The 17,186-nt window shown below is 58.6% G+C and carries 12 protein-coding genes and 4 tRNA genes; 10 read left to right on the top strand and 6 right to left on the bottom strand.

From position 1 onward, the window contains the following. Together Q1V60_RS23930 and Q1V60_RS23935 are read right to left on the bottom strand one after the other, a co-directional pair. Positions 1-389 (bottom strand): biotin/lipoyl-binding protein (locus Q1V60_RS23930; protein WP_300635448.1); only part of this gene is annotated, 389 nt, incomplete at its 3' end. Beyond that, positions 379-3,600: an efflux RND transporter permease subunit gene (locus tag Q1V60_RS23935; protein WP_300635450.1), complete on the bottom strand. Its 3,222-nt coding sequence runs from the start codon at positions 3,598-3,600 to the stop codon at positions 379-381. The genes Q1V60_RS23935 and Q1V60_RS23930, both read right to left, overlap by 11 nt. A 206-nt stretch (positions 3,601-3,806) precedes the next feature. Between Q1V60_RS23935 and Q1V60_RS23940 the strand changes: the two genes are divergently transcribed. Next, positions 3,807-4,217: a hypothetical protein gene (locus Q1V60_RS23940; RefSeq protein ID WP_300635452.1), complete on the top strand. Its 411-nt coding sequence runs from the start codon at positions 3,807-3,809 to the stop codon at positions 4,215-4,217. Positions 4,218-4,586: 369 nt separating this feature from the next. Then, complete coding sequence (locus Q1V60_RS23945; RefSeq protein WP_300635454.1) at positions 4,587-5,249, top strand: peptidase C39 family protein; 663 nt, start codon at positions 4,587-4,589, stop codon at positions 5,247-5,249. 28 nt (positions 5,250-5,277) lie between these two features. On the opposite strand, the gene pbpG is transcribed toward Q1V60_RS23945, so the two are convergent. The 4 genes from pbpG to folD all read right to left on the bottom strand — a co-directional run bounded on the left by pbpG (position 5,278) and on the right by folD (position 9,973). Next, the gene (gene pbpG / locus Q1V60_RS23950) at positions 5,278-6,201 is read right to left on the bottom strand and encodes a D-alanyl-D-alanine endopeptidase (RefSeq protein ID WP_300635456.1); all 924 of its coding nucleotides are present in this window, start codon (positions 6,199-6,201) and stop codon (positions 5,278-5,280) included. Between the two features lie 354 nt (positions 6,202-6,555). Further along, positions 6,556-6,777, bottom strand: a complete 222-nt coding sequence (locus tag Q1V60_RS23960) for a DUF3596 domain-containing protein (RefSeq protein ID WP_300635458.1) — start codon at positions 6,775-6,777, stop codon at positions 6,556-6,558. A gap of 63 nt (positions 6,778-6,840) precedes the next feature. Continuing rightward, positions 6,841-8,862, bottom strand: a complete 2,022-nt coding sequence (locus Q1V60_RS23965; protein ID WP_300635460.1) for an FIST N-terminal domain-containing protein — start codon at positions 8,860-8,862, stop codon at positions 6,841-6,843. A 256-nt stretch (positions 8,863-9,118) separates the two neighbouring features. Further along, positions 9,119-9,973: a bifunctional methylenetetrahydrofolate dehydrogenase/methenyltetrahydrofolate cyclohydrolase FolD gene (folD, locus tag Q1V60_RS23970; RefSeq protein WP_300635462.1), complete on the bottom strand. Its 855-nt coding sequence runs from the start codon at positions 9,971-9,973 to the stop codon at positions 9,119-9,121. A 275-nt stretch (positions 9,974-10,248) separates the two neighbouring features. Between folD and Q1V60_RS23975 the strand changes: the two genes are divergently transcribed. From Q1V60_RS23975 to lon, 8 genes are all read left to right on the top strand, one after another. Further along, positions 10,249-10,325 (top strand) — tRNA-Arg (locus tag Q1V60_RS23975). Positions 10,326-10,357: 32 nt separating this feature from the next. Next, positions 10,358-10,433 (top strand) — tRNA-His (locus tag Q1V60_RS23980). Positions 10,434-10,489: 56 nt separating this feature from the next. After that, positions 10,490-10,574, top strand: a tRNA-Leu gene (locus Q1V60_RS23985). A gap of 76 nt (positions 10,575-10,650) precedes the next feature. Beyond that, a tRNA-His gene (locus tag Q1V60_RS23990) sits at positions 10,651-10,726 on the top strand. Between the two features lie 396 nt (positions 10,727-11,122). Then, positions 11,123-12,433 carry a trigger factor gene (tig, locus tag Q1V60_RS23995; RefSeq protein WP_124358986.1) on the top strand — a complete coding sequence of 437 codons (1,311 nt, stop codon included), beginning with the start codon at positions 11,123-11,125 and terminating at the stop codon, positions 12,431-12,433. 91 nt (positions 12,434-12,524) lie between these two features. Further along, positions 12,525-13,160: an ATP-dependent Clp endopeptidase proteolytic subunit ClpP gene (clpP, locus tag Q1V60_RS24000; RefSeq protein WP_003174822.1), complete on the top strand. Its 636-nt coding sequence runs from the start codon at positions 12,525-12,527 to the stop codon at positions 13,158-13,160. Between the two features lie 112 nt (positions 13,161-13,272). Next, a complete protein-coding gene (clpX, locus tag Q1V60_RS24005; protein WP_083357885.1) occupies positions 13,273-14,556 on the top strand; it encodes an ATP-dependent Clp protease ATP-binding subunit ClpX in 1,284 nt (427 codons plus the stop codon). Between the two features lie 190 nt (positions 14,557-14,746). Beyond that, on the top strand, positions 14,747-17,143 hold the full coding sequence (lon, locus tag Q1V60_RS24010; protein ID WP_300635471.1) for an endopeptidase La: 2,397 nt from the start codon (positions 14,747-14,749) through the stop codon (positions 17,141-17,143). Positions 17,144-17,186 lie beyond the last annotated feature (43 nt).

Here is a 17,186-nt window from a genome sequence, read left to right on the forward strand (position 1 = left end):
GCCTGTTCCTGGACCAGACGTGCGTGGGTTTGTGCCAATTGCTGGTCGAGGTCCGGGCTGTCGATTTGCGCGAGAATTTGCCCGGCCTTGACCTGGCTGCCGATATCGACGTTCCAGTCTTTTAGATATCCGCTGACCCGCGCATGGATCGACGCTTTGCTCCAGGCCTCCAGGTGCGCCGGCAAGCGCAGGGTGTCGCCGACGGCATTCTTTTGGGGCTGGAACACCATCACCTGGGGGATGGCCGCGGTTTCAGTCCAGGCGGTGACCGACTGTTCATGCAACGTGCGGGCGTGCAAGCCGTTGGCGACCAACAGGGCGGCCAGGGTCAGGCCGCCGACACCCATGAGCATCAGACGCTTGCGCGAGGGTTTTTGATCAAACGACATGGTGCGTTTCTCCAGCAATTGCGCGAGTAGGATGACGACCGTGGACCAGGCTGAAGACCACGGGAACAAACAACAATGTGGCGATAGTGGCGAAGATCAAGCCACCGATCACGGCGCGGCCCAGCGGCGCGTTTTGTTCTTCGGAAAGCGCCAGGGGCAGCATGCCGATGATCATCGCCAGGGCGGTCATGCACACCGGGCGAAAGCGCGTGTAACCGGCCTCCATCGCAGCTTTCAAGGCGTCGCCATGTTCGGCCAGGCGTTCACGGCAGAAGCTCACCACCAGGATCGAGTTGGCGGTGGCCACGCCCATGCACAGGATTGCGCCGGTCAATGCAGGCACCGACAACGAGGTGCCACTGAGGAACAGCATCCACACGATCCCCGCCAGCGCTGCGGGCAACGCGGTGATGATCACAAAGGGGTCGGCCCAGGACTGGAAATTGACCACGATCAACAGGTAGATCAGCACCACTGCGCCGAGCAGGCCGAAGCTCAACCCGCTGAACGCCTCATGCAGCGCATCGATCTGCCCGTGCAGGCTGATCGTCGCGCCCTTGGGGCGCATGGAGGCGGTGTCATCCAGCACTTTTTGCACGTCACGGGCGACGCCACCGAGGTCGCGGCCTTGCACGTTGGCATACAGGTCCAGGGTGGGCTCGATGTTGTAGTGCGTCACCACCGCCGGGCTTTGTACTCGCGAGATACTCGCCACGCCGCCAAGGATCTGTGACTGGCCATCGGCACCGGTCACCGGCAGCGCCTCCAGGGATGGCAGGCTGTCGAGACGGTATTGCGGCGTCGCGGCCACGATCGAATAGGACACGCCATTGGCCGGATTCAACCAGAACGTGGGGGCCACCTGGGAGCTGCCGGCGAGCGAGGCGACCATGCTGTTGGTCACGTCTTTTTCGGTGATGCCCAGGCCATTGGCGCGCAGGCGGTCCACATTTACCTGCAGCGACGGGTAACCGGTGGATTGCTGGATACGCAGGTCGGCGATGCCGGGCACGTGTTGCAGGCGCCGTTCGAGTTCCACGGCATAGGCGCGGTTTTCGGCATCGTTGCGCCCGGAAATTTTCACGTCCAGCGGTGCCGGCGCGCCGAAGTTGAGGATCTGGCTGCTGATGTCCGCCGGCAGGAACGCGAAGTGGCTGCCGGGGAAGCTTTGCGGCAGGGCTTCACGCAGTCTTTTCACATAGCCGGCGGTGGGCGCGTGGTCTTTTTTCAGGGTGACCTGGATATCGCCGTCCTGCGGGCCGATGGTACCGCTGCTGCTGTAGGCCATGTCGATGCCGCTGAGCGGGATGCCGATGTTGTCGACGACAGTGTCCAGCGCTTGCGCCGGGATCACTTCGCGTATCCGCGCTTCGATGCGGTCGAACGCGGCGGCGCTTTCCTCGATGCGCGTACCCAGCGGCAGGCGAACATGCAGCGCCAGTGCCCCGGCATCGGTCGCCGGGAAAAAATCCTGGCCCAGGCTGGGCAGCAACACGAACGAGGCCAGCACGCAGGCGAGAAACCCGACGATAAAGCGCTTGCGTGCGCCCAGTGCGAGCATCAACAGCCCATGGTAACTGTCGCGGATGTTCGAGAAGCGCCGCTCGAACCCTTGCTGAAAGTTCAGCACCGATTGCAGCACGGCATGGCGCGGCTTGCTGTGCTGTTCACCCTCGTGGTGGTTGATAAATTGATCTTCCGGATGATGCCCCGGGCCTTGCTCCGGTATGTGGGGCTTGAGCAGAAACAACGCCAGTGTCGGCACCAGGGTGCGCGAGAGGATGAACGAACTGGCCATGGCAAAGATCACCGCCAGCGCCATCGGCCGGAACAGGTACCCGGCGATGCCTTGCAGCAAAAACATCGGCACAAACACGATGCAGATGCACAGCAGCGAGACGAACGCCGGGCCGACGATCTGCGCGGCACCGTCCAGGATCGCGGTCTTCACCGCCTTGCCTTGTTCCAGGTGCCAGTTGATGTTTTCGATGGTCACCGTGGCGTCGTCCACCAGAATGCCCACCGCCAATGCCAGGCCGCCCAGGGTCATCACGTTGAGGGTCTGCCCGCTGACCGCCAGCAGCGCGATGGCCGACAGCACTGCCAGGGGAATCGACGCGGCGATGATCAGCGTTGAGCGCCAACTGCCGAGAAACAGCAGGATCATCGCACTGGTCAGCAGGGCGGCGATGATGCCTTCCTGAGCCACGCTGCCTACCGATTGCTTGACGAACACCGAGGCGTCGCCCAGCAGCGAGGTCTTCAGCGACGGCGGCAGGGTTTCGTTGATACGCGGCAACATCTGGCGGATGCCGTCGATGATCGACAAGGTGGAAATGCTGCCGTTCTTCAACGCCGGCATCAGCACGGCGCGGTGGCCGTCGACGCGCACGATATTGGTCTGCGGTGGCGAGCCGTCCCGCACGTGGGCGACTTGGCCGATGGTGATGATCGCGCCGTCGACGCTCTTGATCGGCAAGTCATTGAGCTCATCGATGGCTTTGGGGCTGTTGTTGAGCAGGATCGTGTATTCGTTGGGACCGAGCTTGGCGGTGCCCACCGGGATGATCTGGTTCTGCAGCGCCAGGGCATTGCCTACGTCCTGGGCCGACAAACCTTTGGCAGCCAGGGCCTGAGGATCGAGGTCGAGGGTGATCTGGCGCTGCTTGCCGCCCATCGGCGTGGGCATCGCCAGGCCGGGCAGGGCGCTCAGCGGCAGGCGGATATTGTTCTGCACCAGATCGCGAATCCTGGCTTCCGAAAGGCTTGGGCTTGAGAACGCCATTTGCAGGATCGGCACGGTGGAGGCGCTGTAGTTGAGGATCAGCGGCGGTGTGATGCCCGGTGGCATCTGCTTGAGCACGGTCTGTGACACCGCCGTTACCTGGGCGTTGGCAGTGCGGATATCCACGCCGGGCTGGAAGAAGATCTTGACGATGCCCATGCCAGGCAGCGATTGCGATTCGATGTGTTCGATGTCGTTGACGGTGGTACTCAGAGAGCGTTCGTAGGTGTAGATCACTCGCCCGGCCATGGCATCCGGCGACAGGCCGTTGTATTGCCAGACCACGGCGACCACGGGGATACCGATATCGGGGAAAACATCGGTGGGCGTACGCAAGGCCGCCATGGGCCCGATGATGCAGATGAATATGGCCAACACAATGAACGTGTACGGCTTGTGCAGTGCGGTCTTTACCAGCCCGAGCATGCGTGAGTCTCCGAGAAAAGCAGGATTGCAAACCCCGGCAGTCTTGCCCGACCCACCTAACACGCACCTTTCAGCCAGGTGAAGGAACATTTAGGTAACGGCTGAAGATCGTTTCATTTGTATTCATTTGTTCTACAAACGGCGGCTCTTCAAGCTTGTCAGCCATCGGATACGCCTTTTTACTGATGAGCTTTTGGAGCCCTGCCATGTCACCGAAAACACTGTTGTTGATCCCCGCCCTTGCGGCTGTCGTGTTGTTGTCGGCGTGCGCCGGCCCGCTACCCAAGGCCGACCCGAGCCAGGCCTGGATCGGCTTGAAGGAAGAAGCACCGAATGACCTGCTGGCCGAGCGCCTCGACGGGAAGCGCGTGGATGACGGGCGCTATTTTGAAGTAAGCCCCGGGGACCATCGCCTGGACGTGACGTTATTTGAAGAAGAGCCTGGCGACGACAACCAGCAGGACTGCCAGGGCCGGGTCGAGTACAAGCATTTCAAGGCGGGTGAGCATTACACTCTGGAGGAATCGAGCCTGGGTACGACAGTGCGCGCAGCGCTCAAGGATGGCCACGGCAAGGAAGTCGCCGCCACGCAAGACTTCAATTGCATGCCCGGCTAAGCGTGATGCGCGGTCGTCTTGCCCGGCTCGGCGGGCGCAGCAGGTTTGACGTGGGGGTGATGATGTCGGCGAGTCACGCGCATGACCCCCCACAACATGGCGGCGGCCACCGCCAGCCATCCGCAGACCAACATGATAATCGTCGTTGCAAGGCTCATTCAGGCCTCCCTTCACCCCGTCCGGGGTACACACAGTCTTCTCAATGGACAGTCTAGCTATCCGGCGGTTGCCTGCTATTGACCAATGGTCGTGTTCATCCAACTTGTTTGCTCTATGGCAGGCGTTTTACCGACACTGAAGGCTATACCCCTGCCCAAGAGCATCCTATGATCGGGACCCTCACCGGCAGTTGATCAAGAGAGTAAAAAATTGCGCTTACGGTCGAACCTTAAAGCATCCATCCTGCTCGCCTGTGCCCTTGGGCTGACGGCTTGTTCCAGTCAGCCTTCGAAACTCCCCGGCCTGCCGGAGCGGGTTGAGCTCAACGGCGTCCCCACCTTTCGAAGCGAGGCGTATCAGAGCGGGCCTACGGCTCTGGCCAGCATGCTGTCGCAACAAGGCATTGTGATGACACCGGGGTTGCTGGATAAGCCGCTGCACTTGCCCGGCGCCGAGGCGGACCTTGAGCGCAACATGCAGAAGCTGGCGCGTGAGTACGGGCTGATGGTGTATCCACTGGATGCCAAGCTGACGGCGGTGCTGGCGCAGGTTGCGGCGGGGTATCCGGTGATGGCGCGGATCAACTCAAGCTTCTGGTCGGGGCCTCGCTATGTCGTGGTGGTGGGGTTCAATCAGCAGAAGAGCACGGTGCTGTTGCGGTCCGGCATGGAGCGGCGATTGATGATGGGTTTCAGCGACTTCGAGTCGGCGTGGAAGAGCGCGGGCCACTGGGCGATTCTCACCCAGCGCCCAAGCCAGCTGCCGGCCAATGTGGACGCGCAGCGGTGGCGCAATGCCGCGAACGCCACGTCCCAGGCAGGACAGGAGCAAGCGGCGGCGCAAGCGCTCAAGGTGCTGGCAGAGCGCAAATAACAATGTGTTTCAGTGGCGTGTGCCTGGATCAGCGGCGAACCTCTGCCGCGCCGGGGCGATTCTTCAGGTTCTTGTCGGCCTTGTAGCGCAACGCCACATCCGGCACCGGGCCGCCCTTGCCGGTTTCGACCCAACTGCGAATACGGCTGGCGTCGGCAAAATGGGTGAACTTGCCAAAGGCATCCAGGATTACCAACGAAACCGGGCGGTTACCCATGCTGGTGACCAGCACCAGGCAATGCCCGGCCTGGTTGGTAAAACCGGTCTTGGTCAACTTGATGTCCCAGTTGGCACGATTGATCAGGTGGTCGGTGTTGGAGAAGCCCAGGGTGTAGTTGGGTTTGCGGAACGCCACGGTCTTTTCCTTGGTGGTGCTCAACTGGCTCAACATCGGGAATTTGCGCGCATAGGCCAACAGCTTGCTCAGGTCCCGGGCGGTCGACACGTTATGGATCGACAGGCCCGTCGGCTCCACGTAATGGGTGCTGGTCATGCCCAGCGCCTTGGCCTTGGCGTTCATCGCGGCAATGAACGCCGCGTAGCCGCCCGGGTAATGGTGGGCCAGGCTCGCGGCGGCGCGGTTTTCCGAGGACATTAGCGCGATCAGCAGCATTTCCTTGCGCGGCATTTGGCTGCCGATCTTCACGCGCGAGAACACGCCTTTCATCTCCGGTGTGTCGGTGATGTTGATGTCGATGTATTCGTCCATGTTCTGCTTGGCTTCCAGCACAATCAGGCCGGTCATCAGCTTGCTGACCGAAGCGATGGGCACCACGACGTCGGGGTTGCTGGAATAGATGACTTTGTTGGTCTGCAAATCCACCAGCATGGCGCTGCCGGAAGCGATTTGCAGTTTCGAACCGTCACGCGGGGCCTGGGTGGATTCGGCGGCGTGGGCGAAGGTGCCTGTAAGTGCAAAAAAAAGGCTGACAATAGAAAGACGAATTTTCACGCGGATGAACTCGCTAAAAAGTAAGGAAATACCGTTTGGAAACGGGTTTGATGACAAATAGCGTTACATTTTAGGAGTATGGATCAGAAAGTGATAGAGACCCTTTAAATAAAGGTCCTAAGCCGATGACTGGTCAGGGTTGTACTGATTTTGTACCCATCATGGAGTGCTCCAGCTTTCCGACTTCAGACCAGTCGGTGGTCGACGACAGCCACTTTGCATAGGTCGTCAGTAGCACTTGGATGCTGTGCCAGAGCTGGCCAGGAATGAATGCCGGTTTATTCCCGCCATCAAGCACATAGTTGCATAAGTATGGCGGCCGTTGTAATGCGGTGATTGGGTTTCCCAAGCGGTTCACTGATGATCCCGCGAAACAGGCATGTAGCTGGAGTTCGGGAACGGCTCAGCGTATCGCCGATCATCCAGAACCCCATGCTTTGCCAGGCTTATTGCTTGATCGCGTAGATCGGCTGCCGCTTTAAGGCCTTTTGCTGTTGTGGGATAGGGGAGTGTCTCGCAGCGCCGTTCGCCTCGCCAAGTAAACCGAATGTGGACGGACTGGCCAAGCGCATTCAACGGCAGGCACAGGTGCGCGTTGCAACCCTGGCGACTCGGGCACCCGCGCTTTCCCCTTAAAGTCTACGCATGCGTAAGGCCCGTCAACGTATCCGCAATCGTCTTCGTACGCTGCGCCGTACCCTCAGTCGCGCGGCTTGACGCCTCCAGCGCATCAAGCATCTCGCGCAGCGCGCCCACACCGCTGGACTGGTCTTCAATCTGCCGGGCTACCCGCTGTATCTCGCATGACAGCACGTCGATATCCACGCCAATCTCCGCTGCATTCTTGCGCGTGATCTCTGCCAGCTTGCGCACCTCGTCCGCCACCACCGCAAAGCCTCGGCCCAGGTCGCCGGCACGCGCCGCCTCAATGGCGGCGTTGAGCGCCAGCAGGTTGGTCTGCCCGGCGATTTGCTGGATCACCTGCACAATCGACTGGATGCGCAAACTCGAATCCGCCAACGTGCGCGCACCCTCCACCGCGACATCTGCCTGGTTCGACAGTCCCTCCACCGTGGCCCCAGCCTGGGCAGACACGCTGTTCTGCCGGTCAATGGTGCCCACCAGATCATCCATCGAAGCATGCAACTCACCCGAGTAGTGCTTGAGCTGCGAAGCGATTTCCTCCTGCTGCCGCTCGGCCTGCGCCAACACCTGGCCCAAGTCAGCCAGGCCTTCGAACACCGGTAGGATATTGCGGTCCAGCCCACGGGTATTCAGGGTATTGGTGAAGTCATTGTTCTTGAACGCGGCAATCTGCTTGACCACCACATGGTTCAAGCCCGCCAGCTTCTTCACCTGGCGGCGCAGGAAAAATGCCTTGAACTCGCCGTAGTGGGCGATGAAATGGTCTACGTACTCGTCGCTGAAACTGGCGCCCTTGGCCACGCGAAAGAAGAATATCGCCGTCAGCGTCTGGTTCAGGTTCAAGCCCAGAATCTCCCCAAAAGTCGAGAACCCCGCCAGCGGCACATCACCAAACGCGCCGGCCATGCTGCCCAACTCGGCGCCGTTGTTTAGCCTTCGCAAAATGCAGTCATTGAGGATGCCCGCCATCGGTTGGCCGCCCTTGCCACGCAGAAACTGCTCGTAGTCCAAACGTGTCGCCTCACGCAACGGCGTACGCCGCACCATCAGCAACTCCTCGCCCGGCGCCACGTCGCAAAACAGCTGCACGATCTGTTGCTCATAGTCGATGCGTGCGATGGAGCGCACAAACAACTCACTGCCCACGCGAATGGCAAACGAGTAATCCGCCAGCTTCGACTCAAGCGCCTGGGGTGTGCAATTGAATGCATCGCACAGCGCCTGCACCATGCTCTTGATGTTGCCGCTGCTGTCGATCACCTGGTCGATCGTGCGGTCCTCCACCGAGGCGGTCAACACGCTGAAGGTCAAATCGGCCGGTTCGAAGTTCTGGCTTTTAAACACACCAAATCGCACGTCGGCCGCCGTTTTCAGGAACACAATCTGCGCATGGTTCTGATAACTGCGCTGGCCGTCATGGATCAGTGTCTTCTGGAAATCCGACTTACCCCCTGCCGACCCACCCACGAACAAGCACGGAAAACGCCCCGACTCATACAGCGCCTCCATAAAAAACGATTCCGACGCCGACAACCCATCGAACACCACATACGCCAACGTATCGCGATGATCGATCTGTGTGTGCACCTGCACTCGCTTGATATTGCTGACCAGCTTGGCAATCCGCTCCTGCATGCCCAGGCGCTTGCCGCCACTGCGGATGTCCTCACATTCCAACGGCACCATCACCACCTCGGCGGAGGCGATCACGCTGTCGTCGAACAGCTGCAACACCACCCGGTCCCAGCGCTCACCGGTGGCGCAGTAGAGGGCGTTGGCGGCGTTGCAGAGTTCGCCGGAGGTGGTGCAGAGGCTGATTGTGGATTGAGGGAATTGGCGCTTGAGCTGGGCCGCGACTTGGTCGATGTCCAAGTGCGGGGAGATGAAGCCGGTGATGAGGATAGGGCTGATGCGCAGGGTGGCTAAGGACGCGCCCAGCTCGCTGGCGGTGCAGGTGAGGGTAGCGGTGCCTTGACGGTTGGGCCGGGCTTTTTTGAGGAGGGAGAGTGGGTTCATGGTTGGGGCTCGATCGGAAGGGGCGCAAGGTGTAGGCATGCGGTTAGTAGGGTTATCGGCGGGTGGAGCGGGGCCTGGAGGGGAGGTGGACGGGGGCGCGACGGGTGGTCAGCCTGGATCACATTGGGAGTGGTGTCAGAAACTGTCGAATGTTCTTACAGAACCAGACGAAACTGCTTAAAACTGAGAAAACAGATTGTCTTCTGGCAATAAAAAGCCCTGCGATAAGGCAGGGCTTTTTCAGTACCCCTGGTTATTAGGCGTGCAACGATTCTGCGGCATACAGGGTGTTTTCCAGCAGGCACGCCCGGGTCATCGGGCCTACACCGCCTGGAACCGGGGTGATCCAGCCTGCACGGGGCAGGGCGGTGTCGTAAACCACGTCGCCAACCAGCTTGCCGTCGTCCTGGCGGTTGATGCCCACGTCGATGACGATGGCGCCTTCCTTGATCCACTCACCCTTGACCAGGCCCGGCTTGCCGGCGGCGACCACCACCAGGTCAGCGCGGCCAACATGGCCGGCGAGGTCTTTGGTGAAGCGGTGGGTGACGGTCACGGTGCAGCCGGCCAGCAACAGTTCCATGGCCATCGGGCGGCCAACGATATTCGACGCGCCAACGACAACCGCGTCGAGGCCATAGAGATCAACCCCGGTGCTTTCCAGCAGGGTCATGATGCCTTTGGGCGTGCAGGGGCGCAGCAGTGGGATGCGCTGGGCCAGGCGGCCGACGTTATAGGGGTGGAACCCATCGACGTCTTTGTCCGGGCGGATGCGTTCCAGCAGTTTGGAGGCGTCCAGGTGCTCGGGCAGCGGCAACTGGAGCAGGATGCCGTCCATGTTCGGGTCATCATTGAGGCTGTCAATCAGGTCGGTCAGGTCCTGTTGAGTGGTCTGGGAAGGCAAGTCGTAGGCCTTGGAGATAAAGCCGACCTCTTCACAGTCTTTACGCTTGTGCGAGACATAAACCTGAGAGGCAGGATCGCTGCCGACCAGGATCACCGCGAGGCCAGGCGTGCGCAGGCCTTGCTGGCGACGCTCGGTGACGCGTTTGGCGATCTGCTGGCGCAGGCTGGCGGCGATTGATTTGCCGTCGATAAGTTGTGCAGTCATTACGCGTGATTAACCATCGAGAGGGGGAAGAAAAGTGCGCGCATTCTCGCATGCCGAGGCGCGAGGGCAAAGGCGCTTGGTCTGCAAATTGCCCTAACCCCTTAAATAAAATGAATTTTTTTCAAAAAAGATTTGACGGGTTTCGGGACCCTCTATACTATTCGTCGCACTTGTCGGGCACAGCCTAGCACTGGTTAGAAGGTCAAGCAGATTGAGTTGTGCTGCAAGGCTGGAAACACTTAGTTTGTAATCCTCCAAGAGTACAGATTAATCAGGCGCCCGTAGCTCAGCTGGATAGAGCATCCGCCTTCTAAGCGGATGGTCGCAGGTTCGAGTCCTGCCGGGTGCGCCATTAGGCAGCTTTGGCACAAGTAGCGCTAGATGGTGGGCGTAGCTCAGTTGGTAGAGCACGGGATTGTGACTCCCGTTGTCGAGGGTTCGATCCCCTTCGTCCACCCCATATTTTAAAAGGCGCCAGATTAATCGTCTGGCGCCTTTGCTTTAAGAGCTTCAAGCGCGGATGTGGTGGAATTGGTAGACACACTGGATTTAGGTTCCAGCGCCGCGAGGCGTAAGAGTTCGAGTCTCTTCATCCGCACCAAATAAACGTTGCTCGGCCGTCAGGCAGGGCAAGGTTCAACAAAGAAGTAGTTTGGTTTCTTTGTTAACGCAATATGGTGGGCGTAGCTCAGTTGGTAGAGCACGGGATTGTGACTCCCGTTGTCGAGGGTTCGATCCCCTTCGTCCACCCCATATTCGAAAGGCGCCAGATTTAACAGTCTGGCGCCTTTTTTGGTTTTGGCGGTTTGGTATTTCGGTGGCCGCAGTTATTGGGCTGCATCGGCAGCGCGTTTCGTCGTATTTGTATGTCTCGATGATGCCGCGTTGCCTGCTCGCTCCGTTCGCGGGGCGGGGCGTCAGGGAGATGAATGGCTCCTTCTATATATAGAAGGGCGGCGCAGAGCCCTGGCGCAATGGGCTGTATTTGTCACCGGGGCGAGGTACTTCAGTGCCTTCGTACCGATAAATTGCCGGCTGTTTTCGGGTGTATTTCCAGTAGGGTGACTTCTTGAGTTTGACCCACTAGAATGCATGCCCTTGATTGGGGTCGGAAATGGCCGGCTAACGTCTGTGCAACGAGGAATATCCATGCAAGTTTCTGTTGAAAATACTACTGCTCTCGAGCGCCGCCTGAGCATCACCGTGCCGGCAGAGCGTATCGAGACTGCGGTCAACAAGCGTCTGCAGCAGACTGCCCAAAAGGCCAAGATCGCTGGGTTCCGTCCAGGCAAAGTGCCGATGAGCGAAATCAAGCGTCGTTTTGGTGCCGATGCGCGCCAGGAAGCTGTAGGTGACGTGATCCAGGCTTCCTTCTACGAAGCCGTTGTCGAGCAGAAGCTGAACCCGGCTGGCTCGCCTTCGATCGAGCCCAAGTCCCTGGAAGCTGGCAAGGACCTGGAATACGTTGCTACATTCGAAGTGTTCCCTGAGTTTGAAGTGGCCGGTTTTGAAGGCATCGAAATCGAGCGCCTGAGCGCCGACGTCGCTGATTCGGACCTGGACAACATGCTGGAAATCCTGCGCAAGCAGAACACTCGTTTCGAAGTGGTCGAGCGCGCTGCCCAGAACGAAGACCAACTGAACATCGATTTCGTAGGCAAGGTTGACGGCGAAGTATTCGCTGGCGGTTCCGCCAAGGGCACCCAGCTGGTGCTGGGCTCCAACCGCATGATCCCAGGCTTCGAAGACGGTCTGGTTGGCGCCAAAGCCGGCGAAGAGCGCGTTCTGAACCTGGAATTCCCTGCTGACTACCAGAACCTGGACCTGGCCGGCAAAGCCGCCGAGTTCACCGTGACCGTCAACAGTGTTTCCGAGCCTAAGCTGCCAGAACTGAACGAAGAGTTCTTCGCTCAATTCGGCATAAAGGAAACCGGTATCGAAGGCTTCCGCACCGAAGTTCGCAAGAACATGGAGCGTGAGCTGCGTCAGGCCATCAAGTCCAAGGTCAAAAATCAGGTTATGGACGGTCTGCTGGCCGCCAACCCGATCGAAGTGCCCAAGGCTCTGCTGTCCAACGAAGTGGATCGCCTGCGCGTTCAAGCTGTTCAGCAGTTTGGTGGCAACATCAAGCCTGACCAACTGCCGGCCGAGCTGTTCGAAGAGCAAGCCAAGCGCCGTGTTGTGCTGGGCCTGATCGTGGCTGAAGTGGTCAAGCAGTTCGACCTCAAGCCAGACGAAGACCGTGTTCGCGAAATGATTCAGGAAATGGCATCGGCCTACCAGGAACCTGAGCAGGTCGTGGCTTGGTACTACAAGAACGACCAGCAACTGAACGAAGTACGTTCGGTTGTGCTGGAAGAACAAGTTGTGGATACTGTTCTGCAGAAGGCTAAGGTGACCGATAAAGCGGTCTCTTACGAAGAAGCAGTCAAGCCGGCGGAAGCAGCACAAGCCGACTGATTGTCCAACTCGTTGGAAATTCAACCATAAGCCAGCCTCGCGCTGGCTTATGCGTTTTCAAGACATGACTATTTGGGAGTAACTGCAGAGCATGTTCCGTAATTCCTATATTCAGCAGAACTCTGATATCCAGGCCGCAGGCGGCCTGGTCCCGATGGTTGTCGAGCAGTCCGCTCGTGGTGAACGCGCCTACGACATCTACTCGCGCCTGCTCAAAGAGCGAGTGATCTTTCTGGTTGGCCCGGTAGAGGACTACATGGCCAACCTGATCTGTGCGCAGCTGCTGTTCCTTGAAGCGGAAAACCCGGACAAGGACATCCATCTCTACATCAACTCGCCGGGCGGTTCGGTAACAGCGGGCATGTCGATCTACGACACCATGCAGTTCATCAAGCCAAACGTGTCGACTACCTGCATTGGCCAGGCCTGCAGCATGGGTGCATTCCTGCTGACCGCCGGTGCCGAGGGCAAGCGTTACTGCCTGCCGAACTCACGTGTGATGATTCACCAGCCACTGGGTGGTTTCCAGGGTCAGGCATCGGACATCGAAATCCATGCCAAGGAAATCCTCTTCATTCGTGAGCGTCTTAACACGCTGATGGCCAAGCACAGCGGGCACACACTTGAAGAAATCGAGCGTGATACCAACCGTGACAACTTCATGAGCGCTGAAGCCGCCCGTGAATACGGGTTGATCGACGCAGTGATCGAAAAGCGCCCCGCTTAATATAAGCCGCTCAAAATAGGGTTGGTCGGCATGTCCGACCACTGGCGGGCTTGAAAAAGCCCGCATAAGCCTTCATCTTGTGTTGCAAGCCTATCGGATTTGGATCGAACGAATGACTGACACCCGCAACGGCGAGGACAACGGCAAGCTGCTCTATTGCTCCTTCTGTGGCAAAAGCCAGCATGAAGTACGCAAATTAATTGCCGGTCCCTCGGTGTTTATCTGCGACGAATGCGTCGACCTGTGCAATGACATCATCCGCGAGGAGGTGCAGGAAGCCCAGGCCGAGAGCAGTGCGCACAAACTCCCATCGCCCAAAGAAATCAGCGGCATCCTTGACCAGTATGTGATTGGTCAGGAGCGTGCAAAGAAGGTTCTGGCCGTAGCGGTGTACAACCACTACAAGCGCTTGAACCAGCGTGACAAGAAAGGCGACGAGGTCGAACTCGGCAAGAGTAATATCCTGCTGATCGGCCCTACAGGCTCGGGTAAAACCTTGCTTGCGGAAACCCTTGCTCGCCTGCTGAACGTTCCGTTCACTATCGCCGACGCCACCACCCTCACCGAGGCTGGCTACGTGGGCGAAGATGTCGAGAACATCATTCAGAAACTGCTGCAGAAGTGCGACTACGATGTAGAAAAGGCCCAGATGGGTATTGTCTACATCGACGAAATCGACAAGATTTCGCGCAAGTCGGACAACCCGTCGATCACTCGGGATGTTTCCGGTGAAGGCGTACAGCAGGCACTGTTGAAGCTGATCGAAGGCACGGTCGCTTCGGTACCGCCGCAAGGTGGCCGTAAGCACCCGCAGCAGGAATTCCTGCAGGTCGATACGCGCAACATCCTGTTCATCTGCGGCGGTGCGTTCTCCGGGCTGGAAAAGGTTATTCAGCAGCGTTCCACCCGCGGTGGCATCGGTTTTGGCGCGGAAGTGCGTAGCAAGGAAGAAGGCAAGAAGGTAGGCGAGTCCCTGCGTGAAGTCGAACCTGACGATCTGGTCAAGTTCGGTCTGATCCCGGAATTCGTCGGTCGTCTGCCGGTCCTGGCCACGCTGGACGAGCTGGATGAGGCGGCTTTGATTCAGATCCTCACCGAGCCGAAAAACGCCCTGACCAAGCAATACGCCAAGCTGTTCGAAATGGAAGGTGTAGACCTCGAGTTCCGTACCGACGCGCTCAAATCAGTGGCCAAGCGGGCACTGGAGCGCAAGACCGGTGCACGTGGTCTGCGCTCGATCCTCGAAGGCGTGTTGCTCGACACCATGTACGAAATCCCCTCGCAGTCCGAGGTGAGCAAAGTGGTGATCGACGAAAGCGTTATCGAAGGCAAGTCCAAGCCACTGTATATCTATGAAAACAGTGAGCCGACTGCCAAGGCTGCACCTGACGCATAAGTGTCTGTGACGTAGCGGTACAAGCAAGGGGCCTTTCGGGGCCCCTTCTTTTTTTGGGGTGTTTTTGCGCCACGGCTGATTAAATCGCATTTATTCATGCGTTTAAGTGCTGGCATTGAGCTTGTTTTTTTTGCATGCAACCCCCATCTTGGTTTCAAGCTTATTTTTCAACTGTCATAGAGGCGAAATCATGAAGACAACCATCGAATTGCCTCTCCTGCCGTTGCGTGATGTCGTCGTCTATCCGCACATGGTTATCCCGCTGTTCGTGGGGCGCGAGAAGTCTATCGAAGCCCTCGAGGCCGCGATGACGGGCGACAAGCAGATCCTGCTGTTGGCCCAAAAGAATCCTGCTGATGATGATCCGGGCGAAGACGCCCTGTATCGCGTCGGCACCGTTGCGACTGTTCTGCAATTGCTCAAGCTGCCCGACGGTACCGTCAAGGTGCTGGTGGAAGGCGAGCAGCGTGGCGCGGTAGAGCGTTTCATGGAGGTGGACGGCCACCTGCGTGCCGAAGTAACGCTGATCGACGAAGTCGAAGCCCCTGAGCGCGAATCCGAAGTGTTCGTGCGCAGCCTGCTGTCGCAGTTCGAGCAGTATGTGCAGCTGGGTAAGAAAGTCCCGGCTGAAGTCCTGTCGTCCCTTAACAGCATCGATGAGCCGAGCCGCCTGGTCGACACCATGGCTGCGCACATGGCGCTGAAAATCGATCAGAAGCAGGACATCCTCGAAATCATCGATCTGTCGGCCCGTGTCGAGCACGTGCTGGCACTGTTGGATGGCGAAATCGACCTGCTGCAGGTTGAGAAACGTATTCGTGGCCGCGTGAAGAAACAGATGGAGCGCAGTCAGCGCGAGTACTACTTGAATGAGCAGATGAAGGCCATTCAGAAAGAACTCGGCGACGGCGAAGAAGGCCACAACGAGATCGAAGAGCTGAAAAAGCGCATCGATGCCGCCGGCCTGCCGAAAGACGCGTTGACCAAGGCGACGGCCGAGCTGAACAAGCTCAAGCAGATGTCACCGATGTCGGCCGAAGCCACCGTGGTTCGCTCCTACATTGATTGGCTGGTGCAGGTGCCGTGGAAAGCTCAGACCAAGGTACGCCTGGACTTGACACGCGCTGAAGAAATCCTCGATGCCGACCATTACGGCCTTGAAGAGGTCAAGGAACGTATCCTTGAATACCTCGCCGTGCAAAAGCGCGTGAAGAAAATTCGCGGCCCAGTGCTATGCCTGGTCGGTCCTCCCGGGGTGGGTAAAACCTCTCTGGCGGAGTCGATCGCCAGTGCGACCAATCGCAAGTTCGTGCGCATGGCCCTCGGCGGCGTGCGTGACGAAGCTGAAATCCGTGGCCATCGCCGGACTTACATCGGTTCGATGCCGGGAAGATTGATTCAAAAAATGACAAAAGTGGGCGTGCGCAACCCGCTGTTCCTGCTCGATGAAATCGACAAAATGGGCAGCGACATGCGTGGCGACCCGGCGTCGGCGTTGCTCGAGGTGCTCGATCCCGAGCAGAACCACAATTTCAACGATCATTACCTGGAAGTCGATTACGACTTGTCCGACGTAATGTTCCTGTGCACTTCCAACTCCATGAACATTCCGCCAGCGTTGCTGGACCGGATGGAGGTGATTCGTCTGCCGGGTTACACCGAAGACGAGAAGATCAACATCGCCGTCAAATACCTCGCGCCCAAGCAGATTTCGGCCAACGGCCTGAAGAAAGGCGAAATCGAGTTTGACGTCGAAGCGATTCGAGACATCGTGCGTTACTACACCCGCGAGGCCGGCGTACGGGGCCTTGAGCGTCAGATCGCAAAGATCTGCCGCAAGGCGGTCAAGGAACATGCGCTGGAAAAACGCTTCTCGGTGAAGGTGACGGCCGACGCGCTGGAACATTTCCTCGGTGTGCGCAAGTTCCGCTACGGCCTGGCCGAGCAGCAGGATCAGGTAGGGCAGGTGACTGGCCTGGCGTGGACCCAGGTGGGCGGCGAGTTGCTGACCATTGAAGCGGCGGTGATCCCGGGCAAGGGCCAGTTGATCAAGACCGGCTCCCTCGGCGATGTGATGGTCGAATCCATCACTGCCGCGCAGACCGTGGTGCGCAGTCGTGCCAGGAGCCTGGGTATCCCCCTGGACTTCCACGAGAAGCACGACACCCATATCCATATGCCGGAAGGGGCGACCCCGAAGGACGGCCCCAGCGCGGGTGTAGGCATGTGCACGGCCCTGGTGTCGGCATTGACCGGCATTCCGGTGCGTGCCGATGTAGCGATGACCGGGGAAATTACCCTGCGCGGCCAGGTATTGGCTATCGGTGGTCTGAAAGAGAAATTACTCGCCGCACACCGTGGTGGAATCAAGACCGTGATCATTCCTGAAGAGAATGTTCGTGATTTGAAGGAAATTCCTGACAACATCAAACAGGATCTTCAGATCAAACCGGTTAAATGGATTGACGAAGTCCTGCAAATTGCGCTGCAATACGCGCCGGAGCCCTTGCCGGATGTGGCTCCGGAGATTGTCGCGAAGGACGAAAAACGCGAGTCGGATTCCAAGGAAAGAATTAGCACGCATTAATGTGCTGGAGCCTGGGGGGCTTTCTTGACAGCTTTTTAGAGCC

It is taken from the genome of Pseudomonas sp. (assembly GCF_030147005.1).
Lineage (GTDB): Bacteria > Pseudomonadota > Gammaproteobacteria > Pseudomonadales > Pseudomonadaceae > Aquipseudomonas.

Excerpts from the sequence above, each read along its gene's own strand:
- Q1V60_RS23935 (WP_300635450.1), bottom strand. The coding sequence starts at position 3,600 with ATGCTCGGGCTGGTAAAGACCGCACTGCACAAGCCGTACACGTTCATT.
- Q1V60_RS23940 (WP_300635452.1), top strand. The coding sequence starts at position 3,807 with ATGTCACCGAAAACACTGTTGTTGATCCCCGCCCTTGCGGCTGTCGTG.
- Q1V60_RS23965 (WP_300635460.1), bottom strand. The coding sequence starts at position 8,862 with ATGAACCCACTCTCCCTCCTCAAAAAAGCCCGGCCCAACCGTCAAGGC.
- folD (WP_300635462.1), bottom strand. The coding sequence starts at position 9,973 with ATGACTGCACAACTTATCGACGGCAAATCAATCGCCGCCAGCCTGCGC.
- tig (WP_124358986.1), top strand. The coding sequence starts at position 11,123 with ATGCAAGTTTCTGTTGAAAATACTACTGCTCTCGAGCGCCGCCTGAGC.
- clpP (WP_003174822.1), top strand. The coding sequence starts at position 12,525 with ATGTTCCGTAATTCCTATATTCAGCAGAACTCTGATATCCAGGCCGCA.
- clpX (WP_083357885.1), top strand. The coding sequence starts at position 13,273 with ATGACTGACACCCGCAACGGCGAGGACAACGGCAAGCTGCTCTATTGC.
- lon (WP_300635471.1), top strand. The coding sequence starts at position 14,747 with ATGAAGACAACCATCGAATTGCCTCTCCTGCCGTTGCGTGATGTCGTC.